Annotated in this window: 22 protein-coding genes; 13 read left to right on the forward strand and 9 right to left on the reverse strand. The window is 71.3% G+C overall.

Features of this window, described 5'->3' with window-relative positions; translation table 11 throughout:
- Nucleotides 1-39: 39 nt before the first annotated feature.
- The 3 genes from L3i22_RS42095 (at nucleotide 40) to L3i22_RS42105 (ending at nucleotide 3337) form a co-directional block, all read left to right on the forward strand.
- Nucleotides 40-639, forward strand: a complete 600-nt coding sequence (locus L3i22_RS42095) for a type VII secretion system-associated protein (RefSeq protein ID WP_255657574.1) — start codon at nucleotides 40-42, stop codon at nucleotides 637-639.
- A gap of 13 nt (nucleotides 640-652) precedes the next feature.
- Complete coding sequence (locus L3i22_RS42100) at nucleotides 653-1666, forward strand: hypothetical protein (RefSeq protein ID WP_221323021.1); 1014 nt, start codon at nucleotides 653-655, stop codon at nucleotides 1664-1666.
- Between the two features lie 84 nt (nucleotides 1667-1750).
- Entirely contained in the window at nucleotides 1751-3337 is a 1587-nt protein-coding gene (locus L3i22_RS42105) for a serine/threonine-protein kinase (RefSeq protein ID WP_221323022.1), read from the forward strand.
- A gap of 4 nt (nucleotides 3338-3341) precedes the next feature.
- On the opposite strand, the gene eccCb is transcribed toward L3i22_RS42105, so the two are convergent.
- On the reverse strand, nucleotides 3342-5687 hold the full coding sequence (gene eccCb / locus L3i22_RS42110; RefSeq protein WP_221323023.1) for a type VII secretion protein EccCb: 2346 nt from the start codon (nucleotides 5685-5687) through the stop codon (nucleotides 3342-3344).
- Between the two features lie 129 nt (nucleotides 5688-5816).
- Between eccCb and L3i22_RS42115 the strand changes: the two genes are divergently transcribed.
- On the forward strand, nucleotides 5817-6374 hold the full coding sequence (locus L3i22_RS42115; protein ID WP_221323024.1) for a TetR/AcrR family transcriptional regulator: 558 nt from the start codon (nucleotides 5817-5819) through the stop codon (nucleotides 6372-6374).
- Between the two features lie 4 nt (nucleotides 6375-6378).
- Here L3i22_RS42115 and L3i22_RS42120 read toward each other — a convergent pair whose 3' ends face one another.
- Nucleotides 6379-7290, reverse strand: a complete 912-nt coding sequence (locus tag L3i22_RS42120) for a pyridoxamine 5'-phosphate oxidase family protein (protein ID WP_221323025.1) — start codon at nucleotides 7288-7290, stop codon at nucleotides 6379-6381.
- Between the two features lie 196 nt (nucleotides 7291-7486).
- Here L3i22_RS42120 and L3i22_RS42125 point away from each other — a divergent pair, with 196 nt between their 5' ends.
- The 6 genes from L3i22_RS42125 to L3i22_RS42150 all read left to right on the forward strand — a co-directional run bounded on the left by L3i22_RS42125 (nucleotide 7487) and on the right by L3i22_RS42150 (nucleotide 12506).
- On the forward strand, nucleotides 7487-9241 hold the full coding sequence (locus L3i22_RS42125) for a M28 family peptidase (protein WP_221323026.1): 1755 nt from the start codon (nucleotides 7487-7489) through the stop codon (nucleotides 9239-9241).
- 234 nt (nucleotides 9242-9475) lie between these two features.
- The gene (locus tag L3i22_RS42130) at nucleotides 9476-9856 is read left to right on the forward strand and encodes a YbaB/EbfC family nucleoid-associated protein (protein ID WP_221323027.1); all 381 of its coding nucleotides are present in this window, start codon (nucleotides 9476-9478) and stop codon (nucleotides 9854-9856) included.
- Nucleotides 9853-10167, forward strand: a complete 315-nt coding sequence (locus tag L3i22_RS42135; RefSeq protein ID WP_221323028.1) for a type VII secretion target — start codon at nucleotides 9853-9855, stop codon at nucleotides 10165-10167. The genes L3i22_RS42130 and L3i22_RS42135 overlap by 4 nt, the downstream gene beginning before the upstream one ends.
- A complete protein-coding gene (locus tag L3i22_RS42140) occupies nucleotides 10164-11312 on the forward strand; it encodes a WXG100 family type VII secretion target (protein ID WP_221323029.1) in 1149 nt (382 codons plus the stop codon). Before L3i22_RS42135 ends, L3i22_RS42140 begins: the two co-directional genes overlap by 4 nt.
- Nucleotides 11312-11596: a hypothetical protein gene (locus L3i22_RS42145; RefSeq protein ID WP_255657575.1), complete on the forward strand. Its 285-nt coding sequence runs from the start codon at nucleotides 11312-11314 to the stop codon at nucleotides 11594-11596. Before L3i22_RS42140 ends, L3i22_RS42145 begins: the two co-directional genes overlap by 1 nt.
- Nucleotides 11597-11753: 157 nt before the next feature.
- The gene (locus tag L3i22_RS42150; RefSeq protein WP_221323030.1) at nucleotides 11754-12506 is read left to right on the forward strand and encodes a response regulator transcription factor; all 753 of its coding nucleotides are present in this window, start codon (nucleotides 11754-11756) and stop codon (nucleotides 12504-12506) included.
- Between the two features lie 7 nt (nucleotides 12507-12513).
- On the opposite strand, the gene L3i22_RS42155 is transcribed toward L3i22_RS42150, so the two are convergent.
- Genes L3i22_RS42155 through L3i22_RS42175 form a run of 5 tightly spaced genes read right to left on the reverse strand, consistent with a single transcriptional unit; the run spans nucleotide 12514 to nucleotide 17526 of the window.
- Nucleotides 12514-13104, reverse strand: coding sequence for an ATP/GTP-binding protein (locus L3i22_RS42155; RefSeq protein WP_221323031.1), 591 nt, complete (start codon nucleotides 13102-13104; stop codon nucleotides 12514-12516).
- The gene (locus L3i22_RS42160) at nucleotides 13082-13540 is read right to left on the reverse strand and encodes a DUF742 domain-containing protein (RefSeq protein ID WP_221323032.1); all 459 of its coding nucleotides are present in this window, start codon (nucleotides 13538-13540) and stop codon (nucleotides 13082-13084) included. Before L3i22_RS42160 ends, L3i22_RS42155 begins: the two co-directional genes overlap by 23 nt.
- The gene (locus L3i22_RS42165; protein WP_221323033.1) at nucleotides 13537-13983 is read right to left on the reverse strand and encodes a roadblock/LC7 domain-containing protein; all 447 of its coding nucleotides are present in this window, start codon (nucleotides 13981-13983) and stop codon (nucleotides 13537-13539) included. Before L3i22_RS42165 ends, L3i22_RS42160 begins: the two co-directional genes overlap by 4 nt.
- A gap of 14 nt (nucleotides 13984-13997) precedes the next feature.
- A complete protein-coding gene (locus tag L3i22_RS42170; RefSeq protein WP_221323034.1) occupies nucleotides 13998-16538 on the reverse strand; it encodes a nitrate- and nitrite sensing domain-containing protein in 2541 nt (846 codons plus the stop codon).
- Nucleotides 16525-17526: a hypothetical protein gene (locus L3i22_RS42175; protein ID WP_221323035.1), complete on the reverse strand. Its 1002-nt coding sequence runs from the start codon at nucleotides 17524-17526 to the stop codon at nucleotides 16525-16527. The genes L3i22_RS42170 and L3i22_RS42175 overlap by 14 nt, the downstream gene beginning before the upstream one ends.
- A gap of 482 nt (nucleotides 17527-18008) precedes the next feature.
- Between L3i22_RS42175 and L3i22_RS42180 the strand changes: the two genes are divergently transcribed.
- Together L3i22_RS42180 and L3i22_RS42185 are read left to right on the forward strand one after the other, a co-directional pair.
- Complete coding sequence (locus tag L3i22_RS42180; RefSeq protein WP_221323036.1) at nucleotides 18009-20021, forward strand: hypothetical protein; 2013 nt, start codon at nucleotides 18009-18011, stop codon at nucleotides 20019-20021.
- Complete coding sequence (locus L3i22_RS42185) at nucleotides 20018-20623, forward strand: hypothetical protein (RefSeq protein WP_221323037.1); 606 nt, start codon at nucleotides 20018-20020, stop codon at nucleotides 20621-20623. The genes L3i22_RS42180 and L3i22_RS42185 overlap by 4 nt, the downstream gene beginning before the upstream one ends.
- A 4-nt stretch (nucleotides 20624-20627) precedes the next feature.
- Here the strand turns inward: L3i22_RS42185 and L3i22_RS42190 are convergent, their stop codons facing one another.
- Both L3i22_RS42190 and L3i22_RS42195 read right to left on the reverse strand, forming a co-directional pair.
- Nucleotides 20628-21434, reverse strand: coding sequence for a hypothetical protein (locus tag L3i22_RS42190; RefSeq protein ID WP_221323038.1), 807 nt, complete (start codon nucleotides 21432-21434; stop codon nucleotides 20628-20630).
- Nucleotides 21435-21578: 144 nt separating this feature from the next.
- Complete coding sequence (locus L3i22_RS42195; RefSeq protein WP_221323039.1) at nucleotides 21579-22622, reverse strand: helix-turn-helix transcriptional regulator; 1044 nt, start codon at nucleotides 22620-22622, stop codon at nucleotides 21579-21581.
- Nucleotides 22623-22813: 191 nt separating this feature from the next.
- On the opposite strand from L3i22_RS42195, the gene L3i22_RS42200 reads away from it, so the two are divergent.
- The gene (locus tag L3i22_RS42200) at nucleotides 22814-25714 is read left to right on the forward strand and encodes a M4 family metallopeptidase (protein ID WP_221323040.1); all 2901 of its coding nucleotides are present in this window, start codon (nucleotides 22814-22816) and stop codon (nucleotides 25712-25714) included.
- Nucleotides 25715-25736: the final 22 nt, after the last annotated feature.

Raw genomic sequence — 25736 nt, forward strand, 5'->3', positions numbered from 1 at the left:
GACTCGCCTCGCGGCGGTCCGGCCCGGCACAGTGGGGGCGTGTCCGCCGTACGGGAAAATTTCTTTGTCCTGATGGACCCGGCCTGGGCGCCGGGGCCGCGGGATGAGGCACCTCCGTTCGCGGCCGTCCTCGGCCTGTGGCCGATCCTGGACCACGGCGGCGTCGGCGGTTTCCGCACCAACCCGGAGTACGTGCCGTCCGGCGCCGGGGCGCCGACCGATCCGATCGACGCCGCCCTGCTCGCCGTCGCCGGCACCGGCACGGGTCTGGACCAGGTCCGGGTGCTGCTGCGGGACTGCCTGGTCGAGGTCGGGGTCGACGATTCCGGCCGGCCGCTGATCGCCGACTCCCCGGACGACCTGCCGTGTCTGATGGTCGCCACCAGCGCGCGCAACCGCGGGTACGCGCCCGCGATCCCCGGCTGGCGCACCGCCGACCTGGACGACCTGATCGCCGTGCTCGACGACGACGTGGACGTGCTGCTCAACCCGGGCGGCCCCCGGATGACCCGGCTGACCGGCGGGTTCGTCCGCGCGGCGCTCGGCCTGGACGACGCCGAGGCCGCCGCCCTGCTGACCGGGGCCGGCGCGCGGCCCCGGCACCTGACCGTCCTACCGTGGGCGGCGGACCGACCGTGACGAAGGGACTCCGATGACCGACGCCGCCCTGCACGAGCTGCTGTTGCGGGTGGCCGGCAACGCCGCCGACGACCTGGTCACCAGCGCCCGCGACGAGCTGGCCGCGGGCCGTCCGGCGGAGACCGCGCGCCTGGTCGCGGCCGCTGCCGGCAGTGGCTGGTTCCGGCCGGCCGACGCCGATCTGGCGCTGCTCACCGCGCTCGACCCGGCGATCGACGCGGCCGCACTGCGCGCCGTCGCCCCGGCCGGCGGTGACTGGGAGTTCGCCCCGGCGGTGCCCACGCCCGGCGGGCCGACCCTGGTCGTGCTGGACCTGACCACCGGCGGCGCGCGCCTGGACGGCCCGGACGACACCGCCGCCCGCACCGCCGCCGTGACCACCGGGGCGGTCGCGCTGTGGCGGGTCTGGCGGGCCCCGACCGAGCTGAACCCGGAGGTCGGGCGGGTCTACCTGGTCGCCACCACCGCCGCCACGGCGGCCCTCGCCGGGATCGCCGCCGGGTTCCAGACCGCGCTGCGCGGCGCCGGCGTCGAGGATCCGCAGGTGGAGGTGTTCCGCCCGGACACCGAGTTGCCCGCCTACCAGCGCCTGGCCCTCGGCCGATCGGCGCTGCTCTGGGCCCGCACCCCGGCCGCGCCGGTCAGCCTGGCCCGGGACTTCGACGGCGACGACCCGGAGCTGGGCCCGGCCTTCGACCCGGACCACGAGCACCTCGACGCCGCCGAGGCGGCCCGGGTCCTCACGTTCCTGAGCGGCGGTGAGTCGCTGCTGGCCACCACGGCCCGGGAGACCGACGTGCTGGACAGCTCGCTCGGCGCGGTCGTGCCGCAGAGCTTCCGCACCGACGGCGTCTGGATCTGGACCGACACCGCCGGGTACTACCTGCGGACGTACGGCCTCGCGCCGGACCCGGAGTTGCTCGCCCACATCCGTGACCGCGACTACCGCCCGGCCGTCCTCGACGATGTCGAGCGGCACCGCGCGCTGGTGGAGTTGTTCCGCCCGTTTCCGGCTACTGCGCAGTAGTACGCCCGGTGCGGACGGCCTTTGATCGTCTGCCACGATGATGGGCTCACGACACGGGGGACGAGCCGGAGGGACCGCGGTTTGATGAAGCCACTGTCGCCCACCGACCCCCAGCAGGTCGGTCCGTACGATCTCGAGGGCATTCTCGGGACCGGGGGCATGGGCACGGTGTATCTGGGCCGATCACCGGGCGGCCGGCCGGCCGCCGTGAAGGTGATCAACCCGAGCTACCTGGCCGACCCGGAGGCGATCGCCCGGTTCCGCCGGGAGGCCGCGATGCTGGGCACGGTCCGCAGCGCGTACACCGCGGCGCTGATCGACGCGGAGCTGACCACCGCGCCGTACTGGATGGCGACCGAGTTCGTCCCCGGGCCGACGCTGGCCACGGTCATCGCCGACGAGGGCGCACTGTCCGCCGACCGCTGCCTGCAACTGCTGGCCGCGGTCGCCGAGGGGCTGACCGACATCCACCGGCACGACATCTGCCACCGGGACATCAAGCCGCAGAACGTGATCCTGTCCCCGACCGGCCCGCAGTTGATCGACTTCGGCCTGGCCCGCGGGATCGGCGAGAGCGGCCTGACCGTCGGCGGCATCACGCTGGGTACGCCCGGCTACATCGCGCCGGAGATGATGGTCTCCGACGACCTGACCCCGGCCGCGGACGTGTTCGCCCTGGGTGCGACGGTGACGAACGCGGCGACCGGGCGGCGGCCGTACGGCAACGGCACCTTCGAGACCGTCTACCTGCGACTGATGCACGAGGAGATCGACCTCGACGGGGTCGATCCGGGGCTGGCCGAGCTGCTGCGGGCCTGCACCGCCAAGGACCCGTCGGCGCGACCGGCGCCGGCCGGGATCGTCGCCCGCTGCCGGAGCCTGCGCACCCCGAACGCGGCGCCGATCCCGCCGGTGACGTCCGCGCCCCCGGCTCCGGTGCCCGGTCCGGACCTGCCCGCCACCCCGCCCCCGGCGGCATCGCAGTCGGCCGCGAACCTGCCCACGGTCCGGTTCCAGCACCGCAAGCGGGTGGCCACGGCCGCCGCGATCGCCCTGGTCGGCGTGCTGCTCTTCGCCGGCGGCGCGTTCGCCGCGCTGCGCCTCGCCCCGGCCGGCGCCCCGATGTCCAGCACCGCCGGCTCGGCCCCGCCGGCCCCGGTGGTGCCGTCCCCGGAGGCCTCCGCGCTCCCCCTGCCGATCCCGTCCCAGCCCTCCGCGTCCCCGTCCCGCAAGCGCTCGCCGAAGCCGTCGAAGACCGCGAGCCGGACGCCGGCCCCGAAGACCAGCACGGTCAAGCCGGTGACCACCCCGACCACCGGCGACGGCCGCTGCATCGTGATGCCCGGCTCGGACGTCAACGGCATGAAGATCTCGGTGGCCAAGTGCACCGGCTCGGCGAGTCAGAAGTGGACCTTCACCAAGGAGGGCGCGCTGATGAACGCGGCCGGCACCAAGTGCCTGGACCTGGGCGGCAACGCCGGCGCCGACATCCAGTACCAGGTGCAGATCTGGGACTGCAACTTCAGCGGCGCCCAGCTGTGGGTGCCGCAGCCCGACGACACCCTGTTCAACGCCGGTTCCGGTCGCTGCCTGGGCGTGCTGCCGACCGCGGCGCTGTCCGCCAAGGTCTGCACCAGCACCGCGGTGAACCGCTGGCGGCTCCCGTCCTGACCGGCTACTCCCGGTACGCCGTCTGCAGCACGCTCGCGCCGGTCCGGGTCACCAGCGTGCCCCGGCCCGGCGGCTGCCGCCGGGCCCGCACGCCGCGCAGGACCGGCCCCTCGTCCGGGCTGCCGGACAGCACCAGCCCCGGGCTGCCCAGCTCGGTCAGCAGGCGCAGGATCGGCTCGTACATCGCCCGTCCGACGCCCGCGGTCGGCCGGGCGACGATCACGTGCAGGCCGATGTCCCGCCCGTACGGGATCAGCTCGGCCAGCCCGGACAGCGGGTTCCCGTCCGGCGTGGCGACCAGGTCGTAGTCGTCGACCAGGACGAACAGGTGCGGGCCACGCCACCAGCCGCCGGTCGCGAGCTGCTCGGCGGTCACCTCCGGGCCGGGCAGACGCCCGTCGATCGCCGGCCGTACCTGGGCGACCGCCTCGGTCAGCGCCGGCGCCGAGCCGACGTCGAGCAACAGGTGATCGGGCCCGACCGCACCGGCCAGGCCACGCCGGTAGTCGACCAGCATCAGCCGGGCCTGCGCCGGTGACCAGCGGGCCTGGATCGAGCCCGCGATCAGCCGCAGCAGGCTGGACTTCCCGGAGCCCGGATCGCCGACGATCACCAGATGCGGATCGGCGCCCGGGTCGAGCCGGACCGGCTCCAGCGTCGTCTCGTCCAGCCCGATCGGGAAGCCGTACCCCGGCCCGTCGGGCAGTTCGGTCGCGGGCAGCAGCAGCGGCAGCATCCGGAGCCGCGGCGCCACCTGCTCCGGCCAGGCCGCCGCGACCCGTTCCGCGGCCTCGAACCACGGCGCGGCGGCCAGGAAACGCAGCCCGCCGGAGGTGAGCCCGTGCCCCGGCCGGTCGGTCGGCACACCCACCGCGGCCCGCCGGTCGATGATCGAGTCGGCCGGTTCGGCCAGCCGCAGCTCGATCCGGGTGCCGAGCGATTCCCGCAGGTCATCGCCGATCTCCGACCAGCGGGCGGCGGTCAGCACCACGTGGATGCGCTGCGCCGGCCCGCGCCGCGCCAGCTCGGTGAGCCGGGCCGCCACCCGCGGATGTTCGCGCCGCAGCCCACCACCCCAACCATCAACCATCAAAACCACAATTTGGTACGGATCCTCGCGCGCGTCCCCGGCCTCCCGCGCGAGCAGCAGCCGGTGCAGCTCGGCCACGATCCGCCGCACCCCGGAACCGTCCCGCGGGGCGACCCCGGCGGACCGGTGCGGCAGCTCGTCCGACTCCGGCTGGACGCAGAAGAACTGCACGTCCCGGGGGCTCCGGGTGACCGCCAGCGCGGCCGTCAGCGTGCGCAGCAGGGTGCTCTTGCCCGACACCGGACCACCGACGATCGCGACGTTGCCACTCAGGTCCAGCACCAGCGGGTCGCGCCGATGCCGGAACGGCAGATCGACGAGCCCGACCGGCACCCGCAGCCCATCAGCCTTACCGTCGCCCAGCAGATCGGTCAGCACCGGCGACTCGTCCAGCGGCGGCAGCCAGATCTGATGCGCCCGTGGCGTCTCGTCCGCCAACGCTCCCACCAGGACGTCCAGGGTGGACGGCGACCAGTCTTCGACCCGTCGGTGCGGACCGGACACGTAGGCGCCACGAAACCGCCGCAGCGGCCCGGTCCCCGTCCGTAGATAGCCGTGGCCGGGCACCCGGGGCAGCTCGTAGGCGTCCGGGACACCCAGCACCGCACGGCTCTCCATCGAGGAGAAGGTGCGCAGCCCGATCCGGTACGTCAGATCCTGGTCCAGCCCGCGCAGCTGCCCTTCTTCCAGGCGCTGCGTGGACAGCAGCAGGTATACGCCGAGCGACGGCCCCGTCCGCACGATCGCCGTGAACAGGTCGATGAAGTCCGGTCGCGACGACAGGATCTCGTTGAACTCGTCGATGACGACGAGCAGGCCGGGCAGCACCGTCCCGCCCGAGCCGGGCAGCAGCTCCCGCCGCCGGTCCAGCTCCCCGAGGATCGCGTCGCGCATCCGCTCGGGGGTGAACACTTCGTTGAACTCCACATCGGCGACAACTCCGCCCACGTGCGGCAACCGGCCGGTTCCGGCGAACGTCGCACCACCCCGGTAGTCCACGGTCACGAGGTTGATCTCGTCGGGGCGGTGCGTGGCGGCGAGGACGGCGACGATCGTACGCAGCAATTCGCTCTTGCCCGAACCGGTCGCCCCGACCAGCAGGCCGTGCGGGGTGGCCTTGAGATCCACCTCGACGCGCGAGCCGTCCGGGTCCGTCCCGAGCGGGAACCGCAGCGGCTCGTGCGGCGGCCGCGGCACCGGCCGGGCCACGTCCGCGATGCCCAGCAGTTCGGCCAGTCCGACGTCCCGGGGTGCGTCCACGGCGCCCATCGTAGGGTGGCCGGACCGCGCCCGGCTGCCACGGTTGCGGGCAGATGTCCGTACCCAAGCGGGGTTTGTGGTCCTTGTTCCTGGCATCGTTTTTTACCGGATGTTCGGTAACCTTGCCGGATGGGGCGCGCACCGAGCATCGACGACGACCTGCTGCTGCAGCACCTGACCGAGGTCTTCCGGCACACGGGCTACGAGGGCGCCTCGCTCACCGCGCTGTCGTCCGCGTCGGGCCTGCACCGGGCGAGCCTCTACCACCGGTTCCCGGACGGGAAGCCCGGCATGGCGATGGCCGTCCTGGAGTCGGTGGAGCGGGCGTTCGGCGTGATCCTCGAGCCGCTGACCTCGACCGACGAGCCGTCGGCCGCGGTCCGGGAGATGGCCCGCCGGGTCGGCGCGTTCTACGACGACGGCCGTCTCGCCTGCGTGCTCGACACGATGACGCTGCGGGGCGCCCCGGACGAGATCCGCGTCCGGGCCGCCCGCCTGGCGACCACCTGGCTGGCCGCGATGACCGGCGTCGCCCGGCGGGCCGGGGCCTCCGAGCAGGAGGCCGCGCGGCGGGCCAGAGCCGCGCTGGTCCGCATCGAGGGCGCACTGGTCCTCGCCCGGGTGCTGGAAGATCCGGCGGACTTCCAGCTGGCCCTGGCCGAGCTCCCGGCAACGCTTGTCGCGTGAGCGGTCAGGCCGGCAGGGGCGGGTTGTACCGCGACGGGGTGGGCGCCGACCAGTTCGCCGGGAGCGACCGGGGGCGATGGACGGCCTCGTCGAGCTCGAACTCCACCGCACGCGAGCCCTCGGCCGCCCAGAGCACCTCGGCGCGGCCGGTGAGCTGGAGTGTCGAGCCGGTCGCCCAGTCGACGACGAGCAGCGCGCTGCGCGGGTTCTCGGTGATGTTGCCCAGCGTCATCAGCATGCTGTTGCCGGCGTAGTCCGGCCAGCGCAGCCGGGTCGGGGACAGCACCTGGACGAACCCCGGGTTCCCGCCGCGGTGCGAGACATCCGGGTCACCGGTCTCGGACGCCGAGGCCACGAAGAACGTGTCGGCACCGGCGACCAGCTCGCGCATCGGCTCGGTGAGCGCGCTCGCCGTCGTACGCTCGCCGGGCTGGGAGTCCCTGCCCCGGGCCACGCTGCGTTTCTGGATGTACTTCGGACAGTTCGGGAAGCTCTGCTCGACGGCCAGCCGGAGCCCGTCCGGCAGCGGCGTCGCCGCGCCGTTGATCCGCAGCCGGATGCGCGTCTCCAGATCGATGGCCAGCAGCCCGAGCCGGCCGTCGCGCCGGGTCATCGGCTCGACCGGATCGTCGGCGTCGAGCCGGGCCCGGATCCGCACCGACTCGTCGTCGGGCGCGCTGACGAAGCCCCGCGGCCCGGTGAACAGCGACGCCCAGAGCCGGCCGTCGTCCGCCTGCGCCCCGACGAACAGCAGGTTCTGGTGCGCCAGGAAGTCGTCGGCGCCACCCGGCAGCAGCGGCTGGACCAGCCGCGAGACGCCCGCGGCCCGCTCGCTGAACCCGGCCCGGGCCTGGGCCGCCAGCTCACCCCAGTGGAACGTCGTGAGGTTCTCCCGGCCGGTCTTCCTCCCGGACATGTCGATCTCCTCGTCGTCGAAGTCGCTTTATCTTACCAAACGTTTGGTAAAAAATGGGGTCACCGTACGCCACCTCACAGATCCCGGCGGGCAGGCGTGGCCGAAGATATAAGCATTTCAATATCTTGTGCCTACCGGCAGGTTCCTGATCTCCTACGGCGGGCCGGGAAATCGGCCTCGACCCTAGGAGCCCCTCATGAGACTCAGAACGGTGACGGCAGGACCTGCCCTAGCTGTTTTCGTCGCGACGGCGGTGGCGCTCGGCGCCCTGCCGGCGGCCGCCTCGACCGGCGCGCGATCGTCCGGCTCATCCGCGCCGGCCGCCGCGGCCGCCCTGCTGGCCGCGCCCACGGTCAGCGTCACCAACGTCAACGCCCACCTGCAGCAACTGCAGACCATCGCCACCAGCAACAGCGGCAACCGGGCGACCGGCACGGCGGGGCACACCGCGACGACGACGTACCTGCAGCAGAAGCTGCAGGCGGCCGGGTTCACCGTCACCGTGCAGACCTGCACCACGTGCAGCGGCGGCTCCGCGAAGAACATCATCGCCGACTGGCCGGGCGGCGACACCAGCAACACCTACATGTTCGGCGCCCACTCCGACAGCGTGTCGGCCGGGCCGGGCATCAACGACGACGGCTCCGGTTCGGCCTCGCTGCTCGAAGCCGCGCTGGTGTTCGCCGCGAACAGCCCGACCATGACCAACCACGTGCGCTTCGGCTGGTGGGCCGGCGAGGAGCAGGGGCTGATCGGCTCCAAGTTCTACGTCAACTCGCTGACCACGGCACAGAAGACCGCGATCAAGGCGTACGGCACGTTCGACATGATCGCCTCCACCAACGGCGGCTACTTCGTGACCGGCACCGACGCCATCGCCGTGAAGCTGCGTGAGTACTTCACCTCGATCAGCGTGCCGACCGAGACGTCGACCGAGTGCTGCAGCGACGACGGCTCGTTCCGCAACGCCGGCATCCCGTCGTCGATCAACTCGACCGGGGCCAGCTACACCAAGACCAGCGCCCAGGTGACCAAGTGGGGCGGCACCGCCGGGCAGGCCTACGACACCTGCTACCACAAGGCCTGCGACTCGTACCCGTCGAACATCAACACCACCTCGCTGGGCCGCTGGGCCAACGCCGAGCTGTACTCGGTCTGGACGCTGACCACGGCCACCTCGACGGCCAACGACTTCTCGGTGGCGCTGAGCCCGAGCACCGCCACGGTGGCCCCGGGCTCCTCGGCCACCGCCACGGTGAGCACCGCCACCACCTCCGGCAGCGCGCAGACCGTCGCGCTGACCAGCTCCGGCGCCCCCAGCGGGGTCACCGTCAGCTTCAGTCCGGCGTCGGTCACCTCCGGCGGATCGTCGACGATGACCGTCGCGACCACCACGGCCGCCGCGACCGGCTCGTACACCATCACGGTGACCGGCACGGGTTCCGCGACCCACACCGCGTCGTACACGCTGACGCTCAGCAGCACCGGCGGGTGCGCCGGCGCCGGCCAGTTGCTCGGCAACCCCGGCTTCGAGACCGCCACCACCCCGTGGACCGCCTCGACCGGAGTCGTCGGCTCGAACACCGGCGACGCGGCCCCGCGCACCGGCACCCGGGACGCGTGGCTCGGCGGCGTCGGCTCGACCAACACCAAGACCCTGTCCCAGTCGGTGACCGTGCCGACCGGCTGCAGCGTCTACACGCTGTCGTTCTACCTGAAGATCACCACGTCGGAGACGACCAGCAGCACCCAGTACGACAAGCTGACCGTGAAGGTCGGCACCACCACGCTGCAGACCTTCTCCAACCTCAACGTGAGCGCTTACACGCTGCGCTCGTACAACCTGGCCTCCTTCGCCGGCCAGACCGTCACCCTCACCTTCACCGGCACCGAGGACTCCTCCCTGAAGACCTCCTTCGTGATCGACGACACCGCCCTCACCGTCAGCTGACCCAGCCGACCCGATGCCGCGGGGCAGACCGCTCCGCGGCATCGAGCGCACTGCCGCGCCCGGTTTGTCCCGCCCCTCGTCCACCCACGTGGCCCACGTCCAAGGCACCTCACGCGGCAGCCGCGTCCACCGCGACCCCCAGCAGAGCCTCGTCGACCCACGCGGCGAACAGATGAGCCAACCCATCGAAGATGGCGTATACCAACTTGAGCAGCCTTCCATGGGAGGTAATTGATGTTGGACAACTCATCCTTGAACGAAGCGGACCACTGGGTTGACGACTGGCACGAGGGGATCGCGACGCGGCTTGCTCGCGCGCGAGACCTTGCAGATCAATTGGCCGGGCTGAGGGGAACAGCACGTTCCGGAGGCGGCCTGATCGAGGTCACTGTTGACAGCGCCGGCGCTGTCAACGATCTATCCCTCGACGACGGCGTACGCCGACACTCCGGGCAGTGGATTGCCGACCAGGTGCTTTCGGCCATCCGATCAGCACGGGCCGAACTGGTCCGGCAGGCCGATCTTGTGGCACAACAGTCCGGCGCCGCTGACACTGCGGAGGGCCACGCGTTGCTGACCGCCCTGACCGCTCGTCTTCGCAGCGACAGACAATGACCGAGCCACTGAAGGTCCCGGCGGAGGACTTGCGCCGGCACGCCGACCATCTGGATGTCATCGTCGACGGGCTCAACATGGCCCAGCGCGCTGGCAACGCTACCGAACCCGGGCCGGAGTCCTACGGACGACTCTGCGTGCTGGTGCCAGTCCTGCTGGGCCAACTGCAGAGACCATTGATAGAGGCGATCGATGTGGCCTCGCGCTCGGTGCGAGGAAATGCCGACTCGATCATCGAAGCCGCCGACTTCTACGAGGCTACCGACGAAACCAACGCGGTTGAAATTCGGCACGGCGGAGGACACCGATGAGTAACCCGCTCATCGCACCACGCATCGAAACGCCCAAGGATCCCTGGGCCGGAGTTTGGATCGTTGAGGACATCGAGTCGATCCGCCGTGGAATCGAGAACGACAGCTGGGTCGACGGCACGCTCGGCGTCGTTGGAGCCGGCTTGGACGGCCTCGCACTGATCAGCGACCCCATCGGGGTGCTCCTGCAGTATGGCGCGTCTTGGATTATTGAGCACGTCAGGCCGCTCAGCGAGGCTCTGGATTGGCTCGCCGGAGATCCGGCGAGCATCGCCGCGAACGCCCAGACCTGGCGCAACGTCGCCAACGAGTTGCACCACCAGGCCGAAGAGTTCGGCAGCGCCGTCAGACTCGACTTGTCCGAATGGGCAGGCGAATCGAGCGCCGCATACCGCGACCGGTCCGGACAGCAGCAGCAGGCCATCGGCGCGCTTGCCGAGGCATCAGAGACGATGGCAGTCATCACGGAAAGCGCCGGGTTTCTCATCGCAGCGGTCCGGATCTTGGTACGGGACGCAATCGCTACGCTGGTCTCCAGACTCGTGGTTTATGCCGCCGAAGAAGTCGCCTCATGGGGCGCTGCCATCCCGCTCGTCGTCGAACAAGTAACCACACTGATCGGCTCTTGGACAGCAAAGATCGCCCGATGGCTGAAGAGCCTCCTGAACAGCCTGCGCAATCTTCTGCCCGCTGTCCGCCGGATCGGAGACCTCATTGACGAGATCAAGAAGGTCCTCAATCGAATCCACGACGGCAAGGAAACAGCCGGAGCTCTCAACCGGGTCAAGAAGCGTGGTGCAGGCCCGATCAAACTCTTCAACCTGGAGTCGGTACGAGACATCGCCGCGAAATACGGTATCGATATTTCTGGCCTGAGCATCTCGCTCGGCAGAAAGTCCACTCGCGCAGTTTGCGGACTCACCCGTCCCGACGGTTCAATCGTGCTGTTTCCGGCCGGATTCCGAAGCGAAGAGGATTTGGCCAAGACTCTCGCTCATGAGAAGTTTCACCACGACGAACTGGCTGCAGGCAAGCCGTACCCGAGCAACGATGAAGAGTTCAGCCTCTTCGAGGACCGCGCATACGCACACGAGGACCAATGGTGGAACAATCAGCCGATCCGTCCCGAACCGAGGAGACGATGATGGCGGCATACGACTTGTGGCTCGACTCCTACGGCGCCGCCTATGACACCGTGCCGGGGCCCTTGCTCCTGCCGTGCCCCAACTGCGGGCACCGGTGCCTTCGACTTGTCTTCACCGGCGACCTCGACAGCATGGTCGGATACGCACATTTCTGGTGCGACCACTGCGGGCAGGGCATCGGCATCTCACGTACCACCATCCCAGAGGGCGCCGTCGTTCAGGACATCCGACAGGCCCGCGAAGACCGGCAACCGAAGATCCCCAACTACCAACTGGTCCAATAGCCGCTTCCGCGGCGAGCCCCTCTCCCCCGGCCTCGGTTCCGCCCCCGGCGAGGACGACCAGGTGGCGGCCATCGGCCCGACATCAGCCGGAAATAGTCCGCGATTAGCGTGCGGACCAGCACCTTTCGGGTGCTCCGGCGTGTTGTGGAAGGGTGTCATGGATCTCCTCCTGCTGACGGACAACAAGCTCGATGTGTTGCCCGCCCTCGACCTACTGCCGTACGCCGTCCAGGTCGCGCCGCGCAGCAACTGGGCCGAGACGACCAAGGGCCAGAAGCTCGTCCTGGTCGACGCCTGCGACCAGCTGAACAAGGCCCGCGCGATCTGCCGGCAGATCCGGGCGCACGGCCTGGACGCCCCGCTGATCGCGGTCTTCCGCGACGCCGGCCTGGCCTCGGTCGCCGCCGACTGGGGGGTCGACGACTTCATCCTGGCCACCGCCGGGCCGGCCGAGATCGCGACCCGGCTGAGCATGGCCGTGGAGCGGCGCGGTGCGGCGCCCACCACCGGGCAGGAGCTGGTGCACATCGGCGACCTGAGCATCGACCCGCACAGCTACACGGTCCGGCTGCGCGGCGAGGCCCTCGCGCTGACCTACAAGGAGTTCGAGCTGCTCAAGTTCCTGGCGCAGCAGCCCGGCCGGGTGTTCGGCCGCGATCAGCTGCTGCGCGAGGTCTGGGGCTACGACTACTTCGGCGGCACGCGCACGGTCGACGTGCACGTCCGGCGGCTGCGGGCGAAACTCGGGCCCCGCTCCGAGTCGATGATCGGCACGGTGCGCCAGGTCGGCTACAAGTTCGTGGCGCCGGCTACACCCCGTACCTCCGAGGCGTTTTCGGTCTTCAACGACGGAATGTCGGCACCGATGCCCACCCGGAACCCGACCCCGATCGCGTCACTCACCGCATAGCGCCGACTCACCGCGCCTCGGCCGCCTGGACCCGGTCGAGGGCCTGCTCGAGGACGGCCAGCAGCGCGTCCCGCACGGAGGTGCGCACCCGGGCGTCGAAGGTCACCACCGGCACCCGGTCGTTGACCGCCAGCGCCCAGCGCACCTCGGCGAGATCGTGGACGGTGTACCCGTCGAACGTGTTGACCGCCACGACGAACGGCAGGCCGGCCTGTTCGAAGTAGTCGATCGGCTGGAAGCAGTCGTCCAGCCGGGAGCTGTCGACCACGACCAGGGCGCCGAGCGCGCCGTGCACCATCATGTCCCACATGAAGCCGAAGCGGTCCTGGCCGGGGGTGCCGAACAGGTAGAGCTTGAGGCTCTGGTCGATGGTCACGCAGCCGAAGTCCATCGCCACCGTGGTGGTGGTCTTGCTGCCGCCGGCCCGGGGGTGGTCCACGCCGACCGACACCGAGGTCATCTCGGCCTCGGTGGTCAGGGGGACGATCTCGGAGATCGTCCCGACGGTGGTGGTCTTCCCGACGCCGAAGCCCCCGGCCACGATGATCTTGACGGGGACCGGTGGGCGGGACGGGTCAGGAGATGGCGCGAAGTCCATGCATCACTCGCAGGATCGTGTCGGCGGTCAGTGGGTTGAGGGTGTCGGCGATGTGCACGTCGAGGTAGCCGACCGCGCGGAGGTCGGCCACCAGGATCTTGGTGACGCCCAGGTGCAGGCCGAGCCGGGCGGAGATCTCGGCGACCGACATCGGCGTCCGGGACAGCGTCACGATCGCCTGCATCTCCGGGCCGAGCGCGGCCAGCGGCGGCCGCCCGGTCCACGGCTCCTGGGCCCGGAACGTCACCTGCGTCTCGACGTCGATCTCCGGGTCGGACGCGTTGACCCGCCCGGCGGTCAGCACGAACGGGCGCAGGGCCGCGGACCGGTCGGCGGCCGGGGGCCGCGGTTGCGGTGCCGGTGGCGAGCCGCCGGGCTGGGCTCTCAGGTAGGGCGGGATCCGCCCGATCGGCTCGGGGGGCTTCTGGTCGCTCAACTCTGCACGGCGATCTTGAGTTCGGCGATCAGACCCGGGGTCAGTGCCTCCTGCGCCCGGGTGCCGAACAGCGTCATCTCGTAGGCCACCGTGGCGAGGTTCGCCGACCGGCTGGCGACCACACCCAGCGAGGAGCCGCGGCTGATCGAGGTGACCACCAGATAGCCGTCGGAGACGTCGACCACGACCCGGTTCAGGGCGCCGAGCCGGTACCACTCGCTGGCGCCGGCGGACAGGCTGGTCATGCCGGACACCACCGCGGCCAGCCGCTCCGGGTCGGCCTCGTCCAGTTTGGACGAGCGGGCCATCAGCAGACCGTCCGAGGAGACCACGACGGCCTCCTGCACGCCGGCGGTCCGGGTCACGAACGAGCCGAGAAGCCAGTTGAACGTCTTCACCTCGGCGCTGAGATCGCTGCCGTGGTGGGTGGTGGTGCTGTCCATCGTGCCGCTCCCTGTCACTGTCGCTTCTGGGTGGACTCGTGCAGCGCCTGCGTCACGCCGAACTCGAACTGCTCGACCAGGGTCCGGGCCGCGTCCGGGTCGTGGACCAGCGGCGGAGGGGCCGCTCGCCGGGTGTCGCCCGGCCGCAGGGTCGCCCCGGGCACCCGGCGGTTGAGCCCCGGCGTCGCGAGGGCCGGGGCCGGCGCGGTGCCGTTGCGGGCGGATCGGACCCCGAGTTCGAACGCTTCGACGACGTCGCGGGCGGCCACCGCGTCGGCGGCCACCGGCACGTGATGCGAGACGGCCGGCGTCGTTCTCGGCGGCAGCTGGGCGCCGGGCACCCGTTGCCGCAGGCCGGCCTCGGGTGACGGACCGCCGGCCGGCCGGGCCTGCACGGTCAAGGCCGGCGCGGGCATGGCCGGCGCGGGCATGGCCGGCGCGGGCATGGCCGGCGCGGGCATGGACGGCGCGGGCATGGACGGCGCGGGCATGGACGGCGCGGGCATGGACGGCGCGGGGGCCGCGGGCAGCTGGTGCGGCACGTCGAAGCCGTTCCAGGTGACCTGCTCGCCCAGGGCATAACTGGCCCTCGACACCGCCGCGCGCACGCCCGGCTGCGACGGCGTCTGCCACTCCGGAGTGATCAGCATCGGCGCCCGCGCGGGCGTGCTCGGCGGCGCGGCGGGCGCCGCCGGGATCGCCGTGCCGGCCAGCAGCGACGCGCCGATCAGGACCTCGACGGTCACCCCGCCACCGGGGGTGGATGACAGGGTGACCGCCAGTTGGTGGCGCCGGGCCAGGCGGCCGACCACGAACAGGCCGAGGACCTGCGTCGGTACCAGGTCGAGCCGCTCCCGGCGGGCGATCCGGGCGTTCTCCTCGGCGAGCCGTTCCGCCGGAATGCCGATGCCGTGGTCGGTGACGACCAGCCGCGCGCCACCGCCCGGCACGCCCCGGGCGCTGACACTCACCCGGGTGTGCGGCGGGGAGAACGTGGTGGCGTTCTCCAGCAGCTCGCCGCAGATCAGCACCATGTCGCCGACCAGCGCGGGCGCGAGCAGCAGGTCCAGCGGGACGTCGACGTCGACCCGGGTGTACTCCTCGATCTCGGCGAGAGCGAGACGGGCCACGTCGTTGAGCCGGACCGGGGACAGGTGGGTCTGCTCCCGCTCGGCGCCGGAGATCACCACGAGCGAGTCGGCGCTGCGGCGCAGCCGGTTGGCGATGTGGTCGAGCTGATAGAGCTTGGTCAGCCGCTCCGGGCTGGTCTCCTCGTTCTCCAGCTCGTCGATCAGGCCGACCTGCCCGCCGACCAGGTTCTGGGTGCGGCGGCCGATGTGACCGAACATCTCGGCGACGTTGCGCCGGCTCAGCACCTGCCGCTCGACCAGCTGCGACGCGGTGTTCTGGACCCGTTCGAAGACGCGGGCCAGGTCGCCGATCTCGTCCTGCGAGTCCAGGTCGAGGACCTCGAAACTGACCGGTTCGATCGTTTCACTCTCGTCGTCCGCGATCCGCCGCAGCTCCGTCTCACCGGCCTCGGCGACCAGCTCGGCGGCGCGGCTGAGTTGCGTCAGCGGCACCGCGACCGCGCGGGCGACCGCCGCGACCAGGAGCAGAACCAGGAGCAGAACGACAAGGACAAGGGCCCCGACCGCGTACGCAATGGTCAGTTGCCGTTGACGTTGATCTTCGACGAGGGAGTCGACCTCGTCGGCGAGGCGCTTCTTGACGAAGCCGCCGAGGACGCTGAACGAGCGCAGCGCCGGGAACAGCCGGGCGACCGGCAGCGCCGCCATCGTCGTGGCCGGGTCGGCGGCGAAGTTCGCCTCGAAGTCCTTGCCGAGCCGGTCCTGGAAGGCCGCCGCGACCAGGTCGTACAGTTCGCGCTCGGCGGGCGTGGCGAAGTTCTCGAACCGGTCCAGGTAGGTGTCGTACTCGGCGCGTTCCTCGTGGTAGCGGACGAAGTGCCCGGCCACGTCCCCACCGGCCATCGCGGCCAGCAGCGCGGTGCTCTCGGTGTTCGACTCGTCCAGGCGCAACAGCGCGTCGAGCGCGATCAGCTGCCGGCCGGCCTCGGTGGCCGGGTCGGAGTTCCGCACCAGCTCGAACGACTCGATCATCGTATCGAGCAGTGGCGCGTACGCCTCGATCACCTGGTCCGCGGTCGCCTTCCGGGCCCGCACCCGGTCGCGCAGCTCGGTGAGCGAGCCCACCGCGGCGATCCGGTCCCGCACCGCGGCCGGCAGGGTGTCGCCGAGCTCGTACGGCACGTCCCGGACCCGGTCGGTGACCGCGGCGATCTGCAGCTCCACGTCGTCGCCGCTGACCACACCGAGCAGGTAGCCGACTTCGAGCAGCCGCTCGCGTTGCAGGTCGGCGAGCAGGTTGCCGACCCGCTCGGCGACGGTGGCGACCCGGTCGACCTCGCTCGCCCGGGCGGCGTCGCGCACCAGGCCGCGGACCACCGGGACGACCAGGCCGGCGACCGCCAGCAGCGGAATGATGACCAGCAGCGTGAGCTTGCCGCGGATCCGGAGCCTACCGAGAAACACGCTGCAACTCCCGGGGTGCGTACTCCGGCTCGGCGACGCGCTCGCCTGCCGGGGCAGGCCGGCGCCGGCGGGCCACCAGCGTCGCGCCGAGCGGGGCGAACGCCAGCAGGATCGTCACCACGAAGGCCGCCGCGGCCAGCAGCCGGCGATCGTCCAGCGACGAGATCCGGTCCTGCAGCCCGAGGTCGATCTGGCCGAGCAGCGCCGCGGACAGGTCCGCGGCGGCCGTCTGCGCCTCGTCACGGGCCTTGGCGACCTGCTCGGCGTCGACCTTGCCCTTGCCGGAGACGACCGGCGCCATCAGCGGCTGCAGGGTGTCGGTCGCCCGGTTGAACCGGTCCAGTTTGCTCAGCAGCGCGCCGCCGAGACCACCGCTGGCGCCGCCGCCCGCCTCCACCGCGAGGCGGACGTCGTCGGAGAGGTCCTGCGCGTTGCTGGCCAGGTCGGAGCCGGCCGAGGTGATGTCGACCAACCCACCGTTGCTGAGCAGCAGGTTCGTGTAGTGGGCGGCGGCCGCGACGCCCTCCGGGAGCTCCTGGGCGGCGCCGTCCTCCAGGTAGTAGAGGTCCGCGTCCGGGTCCCGGATCAGCTTGGAGTTGTTGCGCACCTTGTCCATCAGCGCCAGCAGCAGGTCGTGCACGGTGCTGTAGTCGGCGATCACGGTCGTCGCGCTCCCGCTCGCCGGCAGCGCCTGGATCTTGGTGCGCAGACCGTCCCACCGGTCCTGTGTGCCCAGCCGGTCGCGCAGCTGCCCGTCCACCGCGGCGACCGCCTCGACCGCCCGGGCGACCTGGTCGGTCTTCGGCTGGTCGCCGCCGACCGCGGCCGACTCGGCGCCGGCCAGCGCGATCTCCAGCGGGCCGAGGGCCTGGATGTACCGGACGCCGTCCCGCTCCAGCGAGGCGAAGTCGGACTCGTCGCCGGCCGACTGCCAGACCATGGCGAACAGCACGGTCACCGACAGGACCAGCGCGATCGGCAGCAGCACCCGCGCCACGACCCCGAAAGGCCGTCCGCGCTGACGTTGACGCGCACCAGCAGTCATCATCACTCGCTCTCCGGTGCGGCGGGAGACCGCGCGCCGTACCGCCCTCGAAAGTCGATCTGGGGAACACACAGGATGGTCGGACGAAACATACGACCAGAGAACAGCATTGAGTGACGTCGACTCGACCGATTGTCACCGCCAATCAGCCAGTAGTGAGAAGCATTCAGACGGTGGCGGGCCCGACCTCTTGTCAGGTGATCAACCGAGTCATATTCTCGCGCGCGAACTGGGCAAACGCCCGCACCGGCCAAGGTCCGGGATAGCGCGCCAAATCAGAAGTGGATCTTGGCAAAGATTACTTCTGTCCCATTCTTTGCTAATTGCTCATCGGATATCGCGGCAGGCTTCGCACAAAAGGGGCAGCCGGGTCCGGTGTCCGTGATTTGGCTGACGCGCCCGCCTCCGGGATGGACGGTAGGGGGATGTCTTTCCGGCTGGGTCGGGTTGTCGTCGCGATAGCGCTGCTCGCGACGCCGATGACGCCTGTCGCCGCGCAGGCACGCGACCCCCGCTTCACCGCGAGCCCGGACTCTGCCGCCGGCCTGCCGGGCACGGAGGTCGCCGTCACGTTCACCTACCAGCCGCCGGTCATCAACTATCGGGCGGCGGCCCCGGTCGCCGCCGTGACCAGCTGCGAGTTCTTCCTGGACGGCGATCCGAAGTCGACGGCCCGGTGCGGGGGCAAGGCCGGCGACGCGACCTGGACGATGGTCATGCCGAGATCCCTGACGGCCGGCAAGCACGAGGTCTCCTGGGCGGTCCGGCACACCCTTGAAAGGAACGCTCCCGACAAGGGTGTCTTCACCTTCGAGGCTCTCCGGCCGGCGTTCAGCACGGTCGTGGAGCCGGCAGCGGCCAACCCCGGCGAACCGGTCGACGTCAGATTCACCAGCGGAACGGCCGGCGTGTCCATCACCGGCTGCGACGTGCACGGCGTCGAGTGCGACAAGGACAGCCGCGGATGGTTCGCCCGGGTGCCCGCCCCGGACACCACCTCGGCCCTGCCCTGGAAGGTCGCCTACACCGGCGGCCCGGGAACCGACGACACCGCGCCGGGCCGGGTCGAGATCACGGTGGAACCGTGGCCCGCGCCGGAATTCCAGGTGGGGATCGCCGGCTCGGACCGGGTCGGACCGGGCACACCGGTGACGGTCAGGTTCGAGAGCCTGACCCCCGGCGTGACGGTCAAGACGTGCTCCGTGACCTATCGGGGCGAGCGCATCGACTGCACCGGCACCGACCTGGCGACGGTCACCGTTCCCGGCGACGCCGAGGCCGGACCGGCCACCTTGCCGTGGGAGCTGACCTTCGCGAGCTCCCGGCGGGGCGAGCAGGGCGACCACCGGCAGGGGTCGGTCGACTTCACCGTCGTGGTCGAGGATCCGCGCTTCTCGGTGACCGTCCAGCCCGCGTCGGCGCGGCCCGGCGACACGGTCACGCTGACGTTCACCTCGCTGGTCCAGGGAGTGGAGATCGCGGACTGCATCGCCTTCTTCCCGCACGCGGCCGGCGACACCTGCGGGCACCCGTCCCGGCGTCACGTCGTGCGCACCCGGGTGCCCGATCTGCCGTTCGGCGCGACGCTGCTGCGCTGGGGCGTGGAGTCCACCGGGCCGGGCGGCCGCAAGGGGGTGGACGACGACGTCATCCCGTACCTGATCCTGCCGCCGCTGCCGAAGACCGGGCCGACCACGACGCCGCCCACGAAGAAAACCACGCCGTCCACCGAGGCCACGACCCCGCCGACCATCGACAGCGCCGGTGCCGTGGACACGACCGACCGCACGACGAGCGCATCCGCGCAGGTGGCCCCGGCCTTCGAGGTGGTCGCCGAGCCGGCCGCCGCGACCGGCGGCCGGGAGGTGACCGTCTCGCACCGGCCCGCGGACACCGGCGTGGCCATCACCGGGTGCTGGGTCGGTTTCACCGAGAAGACCCTGACCACCTGTCAGCAGTCGGCGAACGGATGGACGGCACAGGTCGAGGTGCCGCCGGCGATGCCGGTCGGCCCGAGCCCGCTGCGCTGGACGATCGCCTACGCCCGGTCCGGCAGTCCCGGCGGCACCGCCCAGGGCCTCTCGTCGTTCCGGGTGCTGCCGCCCGACAAGGCGGATCACCACTGGTGGGACACCGCCTGGGGGCTGCTCTGGCGGACCGCGCTCGGCGCCGCCGTGCTGGCCGGCCTGATCGCCTTCCGCGCCGTCCGCAAGCCGGTCCTCGACCGGTTCCGGCCCCGCCCGGCGACCGGAACGTCCGGCGATCGCCGCCCGCGCGACGAGGCGCCGAGCGAAGAGGCGGTGTTCGTCGTCCCGGTGCCCGCCGTCGAGGAGATGTCCGTACGGGTCGATCGCCCGGACGCGCCACCGGCCCATGACATCCGGCTCGAGATCCGCCGTCCCCGCCTCACTCCCCACGTGCCGGAGGGCCTGCCATGACGACCGCCCCGATCAGCGCCGTCTTCTTCGACAACCCGGACGGCACGGCCCGCGCGCTGGCCGAGGCGCTCCGCTCGACCGACTCGGCCGGCGAGCTCCGCGACCGCCTGGGCCGCACCGCCGGCCTGACCACGGACGCCGTGGTCGACGAGATCGGCAGCGTCGCCGGCGAGCTCCTCGGGATGAGCGTCGGCACGATCTTCGAGCGGTCCTGGTCGAAATACGGGGCGCTGGTCCAGGCGGCCGAGGAGACCGCCGGCGACCCCGACGCGGTCCGGCTGATCGGGCTGGTCACGCACGAGGTCTCGGTCGGCTACGGGCCGCGGGTCGAGGTGTACCTGGGCCATACGCGGGTGGCGACCGTCAGCGTCCAGCTCGACCTGGGCCTGACCCTGCGCGGGGTCCTGGTCCACGTGCGCGACGGCTGCGTCACCGGCGTCCGGGCCGGCGACTGCGAGATCAAGGGCGCCCTGGCCATCGCCGGCCAGCCGGTGACCAGCGGGCAGAAGACCTTCGACCTGGCCCGCGACATCCCGTTCCCCGGCCCGATCCGCCTGGCCGGGGCCGGGCAGCGCCCACCGGCAACGGCAGAACCCGCCTAGTCCGTCACTCCGGGCTGCGCGGGCGATCGATGAACGCCTGAACCAGCCAGGCACCGACCAGCAGGAGGCCGAGCAGGGTCAGCGGCCGCCACAGGATGATCCACATGAACTCCCACGGCAGCGGAACCAGCCCGGTGCCGAAGGCTTCCACGACGTCCCCGACCACCGCGAGGGCGCCGGCCAGCGTGTTGGGCAGCAACATGACGAAGCCGACCGTCCCCAGCACGCCGAGACTGATCCGCACCCGGCGCGCCAGGATCCAGCCCAGCCAGGCGCCGGCAGCGCCGGACAACGCCGTGAGGAGCAGCGCCGTGATCGGCTCGGCACGTTCCACCCGGACGGTGGCCGGGCCCCAGTCGTCGTAGACCTGGACCCGCCATCCCCCGTGCGCCGCGGTCAATTCCGTGTCGCTCCAGTCCCCGACCCGCCAGCCGGCCGCCCGCAGCCGCTGCGCCACCGGCGCCATCGGGATGCCGACATTCTCGGCGAACGCCACCTCGACGTAGCCGGCGCCGTACTCGTCGGAACCGGCGACGATCGCCGAGCTGGGCTCGTCCTCGGCGTACTCGAAGCCGGAGATCTGATCGGCCCGGGTGACCTCGGCGACGGCCGCGCCCGGCGCCACCACCTCGACGAGCGACCGCATCTCGCCGGCCGTCGGCAGGTCATCCGCGAGCTGCCAGCCCAGCCATGCGCCGAGCATGGCCGCCAGCATCGCCGACGTGGCGGCGATCCACAGGCCTCGAGCCGTCCGGCCGGCCCCGCGGCGCACCGAGACGTCGCCTGGTTCCGTGCTCCCGGTCGTAGTCATCAATCCGAATGGTCCTCAATCGTCGTCCAGCCGAAGCCCTGGACCCGGCCCGGGACGCGGATTTCTCCAGCGTCGCCGCCGGGCCGTCACCGGACCGCCATGCTCGCATCCAAGATCATCTGCAGGCAAGACGAAAGCGCCTCGTCATCGAGACGGCAACGACTCCCGCTGCCGGACGCTGTCGGCCTGGTCGTTCAGCCACCCCTGCTTGGCCGCCAGCACGGCGATCTGGAAGCGGGTCCGGGCGCCGAGCACCGCCCCCGCATCGCTGATGTGCTGCTGAACGGTGCGACGGCTGATGTGCAGGATCCGGGCGATCGTCTCGTCCTTCATCCCGACCGCCATCATCCGCAGGATCTCCCGGGTCCGCAGGTCCCGTCCCGAGGCCGACAGCGCGCGATCCGCGTCCGACAGCTCGTGCCGTCTCGTCAGCGACACCGGCTCGGCCCGCTCCCACACGCTCTCGAACAGCGCCACGAGCGCCGTCACCAGCGCGGGCGAGTGCACGACCAGGGAACCCGACGACGGGCGGTCCGCCCAGATCGGCAGCAGGGCGGCCGCCCGGTCGAAGATCACCAGCTTCACCGGGATCTGCGAGGTCAGCCGCAGTTGTCCGCCCTGGCCCGTCCCGCGCCGAGCGGTCCTGACCGACACCGCGTCGGTGAAGCCGTCCGTCTCGTACACCGATCGCATCCGCACGCCGGGCGTCACCCCGACCGCCTCGGCGGACGCCGACCCGCCGGTCACATACGGCGGCTTCGCCAGATGCAGCACCTCGAAGGTGCTGCCGGTGAGCAGCTGGCGATAGCGCGCGGGCACCTCCTCCTCGCTCTTCAGCACCTCCACCAGGTCCGTGGCGCGCGGCCCGGACACCGCCTCGTGCGCTTCGGAGAGCCGCTCCACGAGGTCCTCGACGCGGGCCAGTTCGGCCCGGCGCCGGGCCAGCAGGGCGCCGAGCGACGGGCGCGGCGGCGCGGCCGCCCAGCGCGGCGCCGCACCGCCGATCCGCGTCGCCAGTGCCGAGTCCGCGAGGTTCCGCAGCGCTCGCTCCGCCTCCGCGGGTGACACCCCGGCCGCGGACGCCATCTCGTCGCGATCCGCCGATCGCACGGCCACCAGGTGCTCCAGCACGCGACCGGCCAACGGATCAAGACCAGTGGCCGACCACGGAATGTCCGATTCGTCCATACGCCCTTGCACCCTCCGACGCGAGCATGCGCCGGGTGCCCCGCGCTCCGATGAATCGGGGATTACGAATCTGTAAGAACTCTTCCGATGTGGACTGCGCACTTGTGCAAGTGCGCAGTGTCGTCCTTGTGGCCGGCGCCGACGCCGGGGTGAGCTGGGTGAACCGGTTCACCACTCGGCAGGAGCATCAATTGCCCAGACCCAAGGCGCTGTCCGCGATCGCCGTACTGGCGGCGGCTACCCTCCTCGGAACCACCGCCCAGGCCGCGAACGCGGCGCCCTCGCCATCGCCGGACGACGCCGTCCCGGTCACCGTGGCGCCCGCGACGGACACCCCGGCGCTCGTGGACGACGTCGCCGACCCGGTCGACGCCACGATCGCGCCCGACCAGGCCGCCAAGGCGCACCTCGCCGGCCACCGGGACCGCTACAAGATCAGCGATCCGGCCGGCACGCTCACCACCGAGAGCGTCGAGACCCAGGGCGAACGGGAGACGGTACGCCTGGACCAGAAGTACAAGGGCCTGCCCGTGTTCGGCGCCCAGTACGTGGTGCGCACCGAGAAGACGGCCGGCAAACGTACCGTGACCGGAACGTCGGGCAGCTACTTCACCAACCTGGACGTCGACACGACCGTCACCCCGATCCCCACCGCGCTCGCCGTCTCCCGGGCGGTCGAGGACGTCCGCAAAAGTTTGCACCCGGGCACGGCGGTCGTAGGCGGTCGGACACCCGGTGCCGCCACCTCCGACCTGACCGGCACCGACCAGGGACTCCTGATCATGCCGACCGGCACCGGCCTGCTCGCGCGGCGGGTGCTCGTCCAGGGCAAGGACGCCGTCACGGGTCAGCCTGTGCTGCGTGACGTGTACGTCGGCGCGACGAACGGCGTGCCGCTGCTGAGCGTCAGCCGGATCAAGTCCTTCGTCCCCGCCCAGCAGGCCACCGGCGGCACGCCGCAGGCCACGACGAAACCGCTCCCGGCGGGCAACGGGACGACGCAGGTCGCCGGCCAGGGCACCACCCTGCACGGCGCCACCGTGTCGCTCCCCCTCGTCCGCTCCGACACCGGCTCCTACCTGCTTAAAGATCAAACCCACAAGATCCAGGGCGGCGGTACGGTACCGATCACGACCTGGGACGCCCGGGGGCGGGACTACTACGAGCTGGGTGGCGGCCAGTGGCCGGAGGGCCTGGCCCCGTTCGCGTCGCCGTCGACCACGCTCGCCGCCGACCTGACCGAGGCCGGCGCGGTGGACGCCGCCTGGGACGCCGCGAAGGTGTTCGAGTGGTACCAGACGAAGCTCGGGCGCGACAGCCTGGACGACGCGGGCATGCCGATCGACTCGATCGTCGGGATCACGTACGGCGGCTACCCGTGGGTCAACGCGTACTGGGACGGCACCCGCATGGTGTACGGCAGCGGCGACGACGAGTACCTGCCGCTGGCCGCGGACCCGGACGTGGTGGGCCACGAGATGACGCACGGCGTGGTCGAGCACACCGCCAGCCTGGTCTACGCCGGCCAGCCGGGCGCGCTCAACGAGGCCATCGCCGACTACTTCGGCAACGCCATCGACGTCGACGCGTCCGGCACCTCGATGTCCGACCCGCAGGCGAGCCTGCTCGGCGGCGACCTCTGCCGCACGCTGGCGCCCGCCCAGTGCGCCCTGCGCGACCTCGACGACGGCGCCACCACGGCCGACTTCCAGCACCTCATCGACATTCCGTCGATGGACGACGGCGGCGTGCACCTCAACTCGACGATCGTGTCCGGCGCCCTCTGGGACCTGCGCCAGGCGCTCGGCAAGACGGTCGCCGACAAGGTCATCTATCGCGCTCTCACCGACTACCTGACGCCGATGTCCGACTTCGTCGACGCGCGCGACGCGGTGCTCGCCGCCGCCAAGTCGTTCCGTCTGAGCAAGGGCGACCTCAAGGTGGTCCAGACCGCGTTCGACTCGCGCGGGATCACCGCGAAGTGGGAGGCGAACCTCTACGGCAAGGGCACCCAGGTCCTGATCGACCGGCTCAACACCGGTATGTACGCCGACATGAAGGCCAGCACGGCCGGCGGCTGGTTCGCCGTGCCGCGATCGGACGCCAACCGCACCGAGCCGACCTCGATCTGGGTCGGCCGCACCAGCGGCAAGGGCACGCCGTACCGGATCTCCCCCGACGACGGGAGCATCAACGGCTTCCCGCACACCGACGGCAAACGCGTCGTGTGGTTGTCGATCGCCGTGGACCCCGAATCGCCGACCTGGGAGACCAACCGCATCCTGTCGGCGCCGCTGCGCGGCGGCCCGGTCAAGGAGCTCTACCGCTCCCCGGAACGCATCAACGGCCTCGGCTTCGACGGCGACCTCGTCGCCTGGAGCCAGTACGACGCGACCCAGGGATACCTCGACGTCGTGCGCTACCTGCAGGGCAGCTCGCCGACCGTGCACACCGTCGCGCATCCGGACTGGTTCGGCCCCGCGACGGCACCCAACGTCAAGAACGGAAAGATTTCCTACGTACGGTACGAGATCTACCAGCAGCCCGATGCCAACGGTCAATACTGGTCGCTGGGCGTCGAGGTCTACGACGTCGCGACCGCGCAGCGGACCTACGCCGGCGGCGACTACGGCGCCGAGCGGATGAGCTACCCCGACCTGTCGGCCACCGGCGTCGCCTGGATGACCGACCGCGACTACGGCACGATCATCGACGGCGAGTGGAGCCAGGGCGCGTACTACGACTCCGTACGCCTCTTCGACTTCGCCACGAGCACCAGCCACCTGCTGTTCGAGGAGAACTCCCCGCAGGCGATCCGCGCCGACACCGTCGCGCTGTCCGACACCACCCTCACCGTCACCGAGGAGGCCCCGGTGAAGGCCTGGATCGAGAGCGGCGGCTACCCCAGCAACGCGCTCAACCCGAAACTCAAGCAGTACACGTTCCAGGGCAGGTACCTCGGCCCGGCGTCCTGCAGCCCCGGCGCGCAGATGTACGCCAGCGCAGCCACCGGCCGCGAGGTGATCTACATGGACTCGTCGGCGTCCGGCTTCGGCCTGGCGTACGCGTCCGGGGCCAAGTCCTGCAAGTAACTGAAACAGCGGCGCGCTGAGA

The sequence above is a fragment of the Actinoplanes sp. L3-i22 genome, from assembly GCF_019704555.1.
Taxonomy (GTDB): Bacteria; Actinomycetota; Actinomycetes; order Mycobacteriales; family Micromonosporaceae; genus Actinoplanes.

Bases quoted from the DNA above. Each gene is read 5' to 3' on its own strand.
- L3i22_RS42100 (WP_221323021.1), top strand. From the start codon at position 653: ATGACCGACGCCGCCCTGCACGAGCTGCTGTTGCGGGTGGCCGGCAAC.
- L3i22_RS42105 (WP_221323022.1), top strand. From the start codon at position 1,751: ATGAAGCCACTGTCGCCCACCGACCCCCAGCAGGTCGGTCCGTACGAT.
- L3i22_RS42115 (WP_221323024.1), top strand. From the start codon at position 5,817: ATGGGGCGCGCACCGAGCATCGACGACGACCTGCTGCTGCAGCACCTG.
- L3i22_RS42120 (WP_221323025.1), bottom strand. From the start codon at position 7,290: ATGTCCGGGAGGAAGACCGGCCGGGAGAACCTCACGACGTTCCACTGG.
- L3i22_RS42125 (WP_221323026.1), top strand. From the start codon at position 7,487: ATGAGACTCAGAACGGTGACGGCAGGACCTGCCCTAGCTGTTTTCGTC.
- L3i22_RS42130 (WP_221323027.1), top strand. From the start codon at position 9,476: ATGTTGGACAACTCATCCTTGAACGAAGCGGACCACTGGGTTGACGAC.
- L3i22_RS42135 (WP_221323028.1), top strand. From the start codon at position 9,853: ATGACCGAGCCACTGAAGGTCCCGGCGGAGGACTTGCGCCGGCACGCC.
- L3i22_RS42140 (WP_221323029.1), top strand. From the start codon at position 10,164: ATGAGTAACCCGCTCATCGCACCACGCATCGAAACGCCCAAGGATCCC.
- L3i22_RS42145 (WP_255657575.1), top strand. From the start codon at position 11,312: ATGGCGGCATACGACTTGTGGCTCGACTCCTACGGCGCCGCCTATGAC.
- L3i22_RS42150 (WP_221323030.1), top strand. From the start codon at position 11,754: ATGGATCTCCTCCTGCTGACGGACAACAAGCTCGATGTGTTGCCCGCC.
- L3i22_RS42155 (WP_221323031.1), bottom strand. From the start codon at position 13,104: ATGGACTTCGCGCCATCTCCTGACCCGTCCCGCCCACCGGTCCCCGTC.
- L3i22_RS42165 (WP_221323033.1), bottom strand. From the start codon at position 13,983: ATGGACAGCACCACCACCCACCACGGCAGCGATCTCAGCGCCGAGGTG.
- L3i22_RS42180 (WP_221323036.1), top strand. From the start codon at position 18,009: ATGTCTTTCCGGCTGGGTCGGGTTGTCGTCGCGATAGCGCTGCTCGCG.
- L3i22_RS42185 (WP_221323037.1), top strand. From the start codon at position 20,018: ATGACGACCGCCCCGATCAGCGCCGTCTTCTTCGACAACCCGGACGGC.
- L3i22_RS42190 (WP_221323038.1), bottom strand. From the start codon at position 21,434: ATGACTACGACCGGGAGCACGGAACCAGGCGACGTCTCGGTGCGCCGC.
- L3i22_RS42195 (WP_221323039.1), bottom strand. From the start codon at position 22,622: ATGGACGAATCGGACATTCCGTGGTCGGCCACTGGTCTTGATCCGTTG.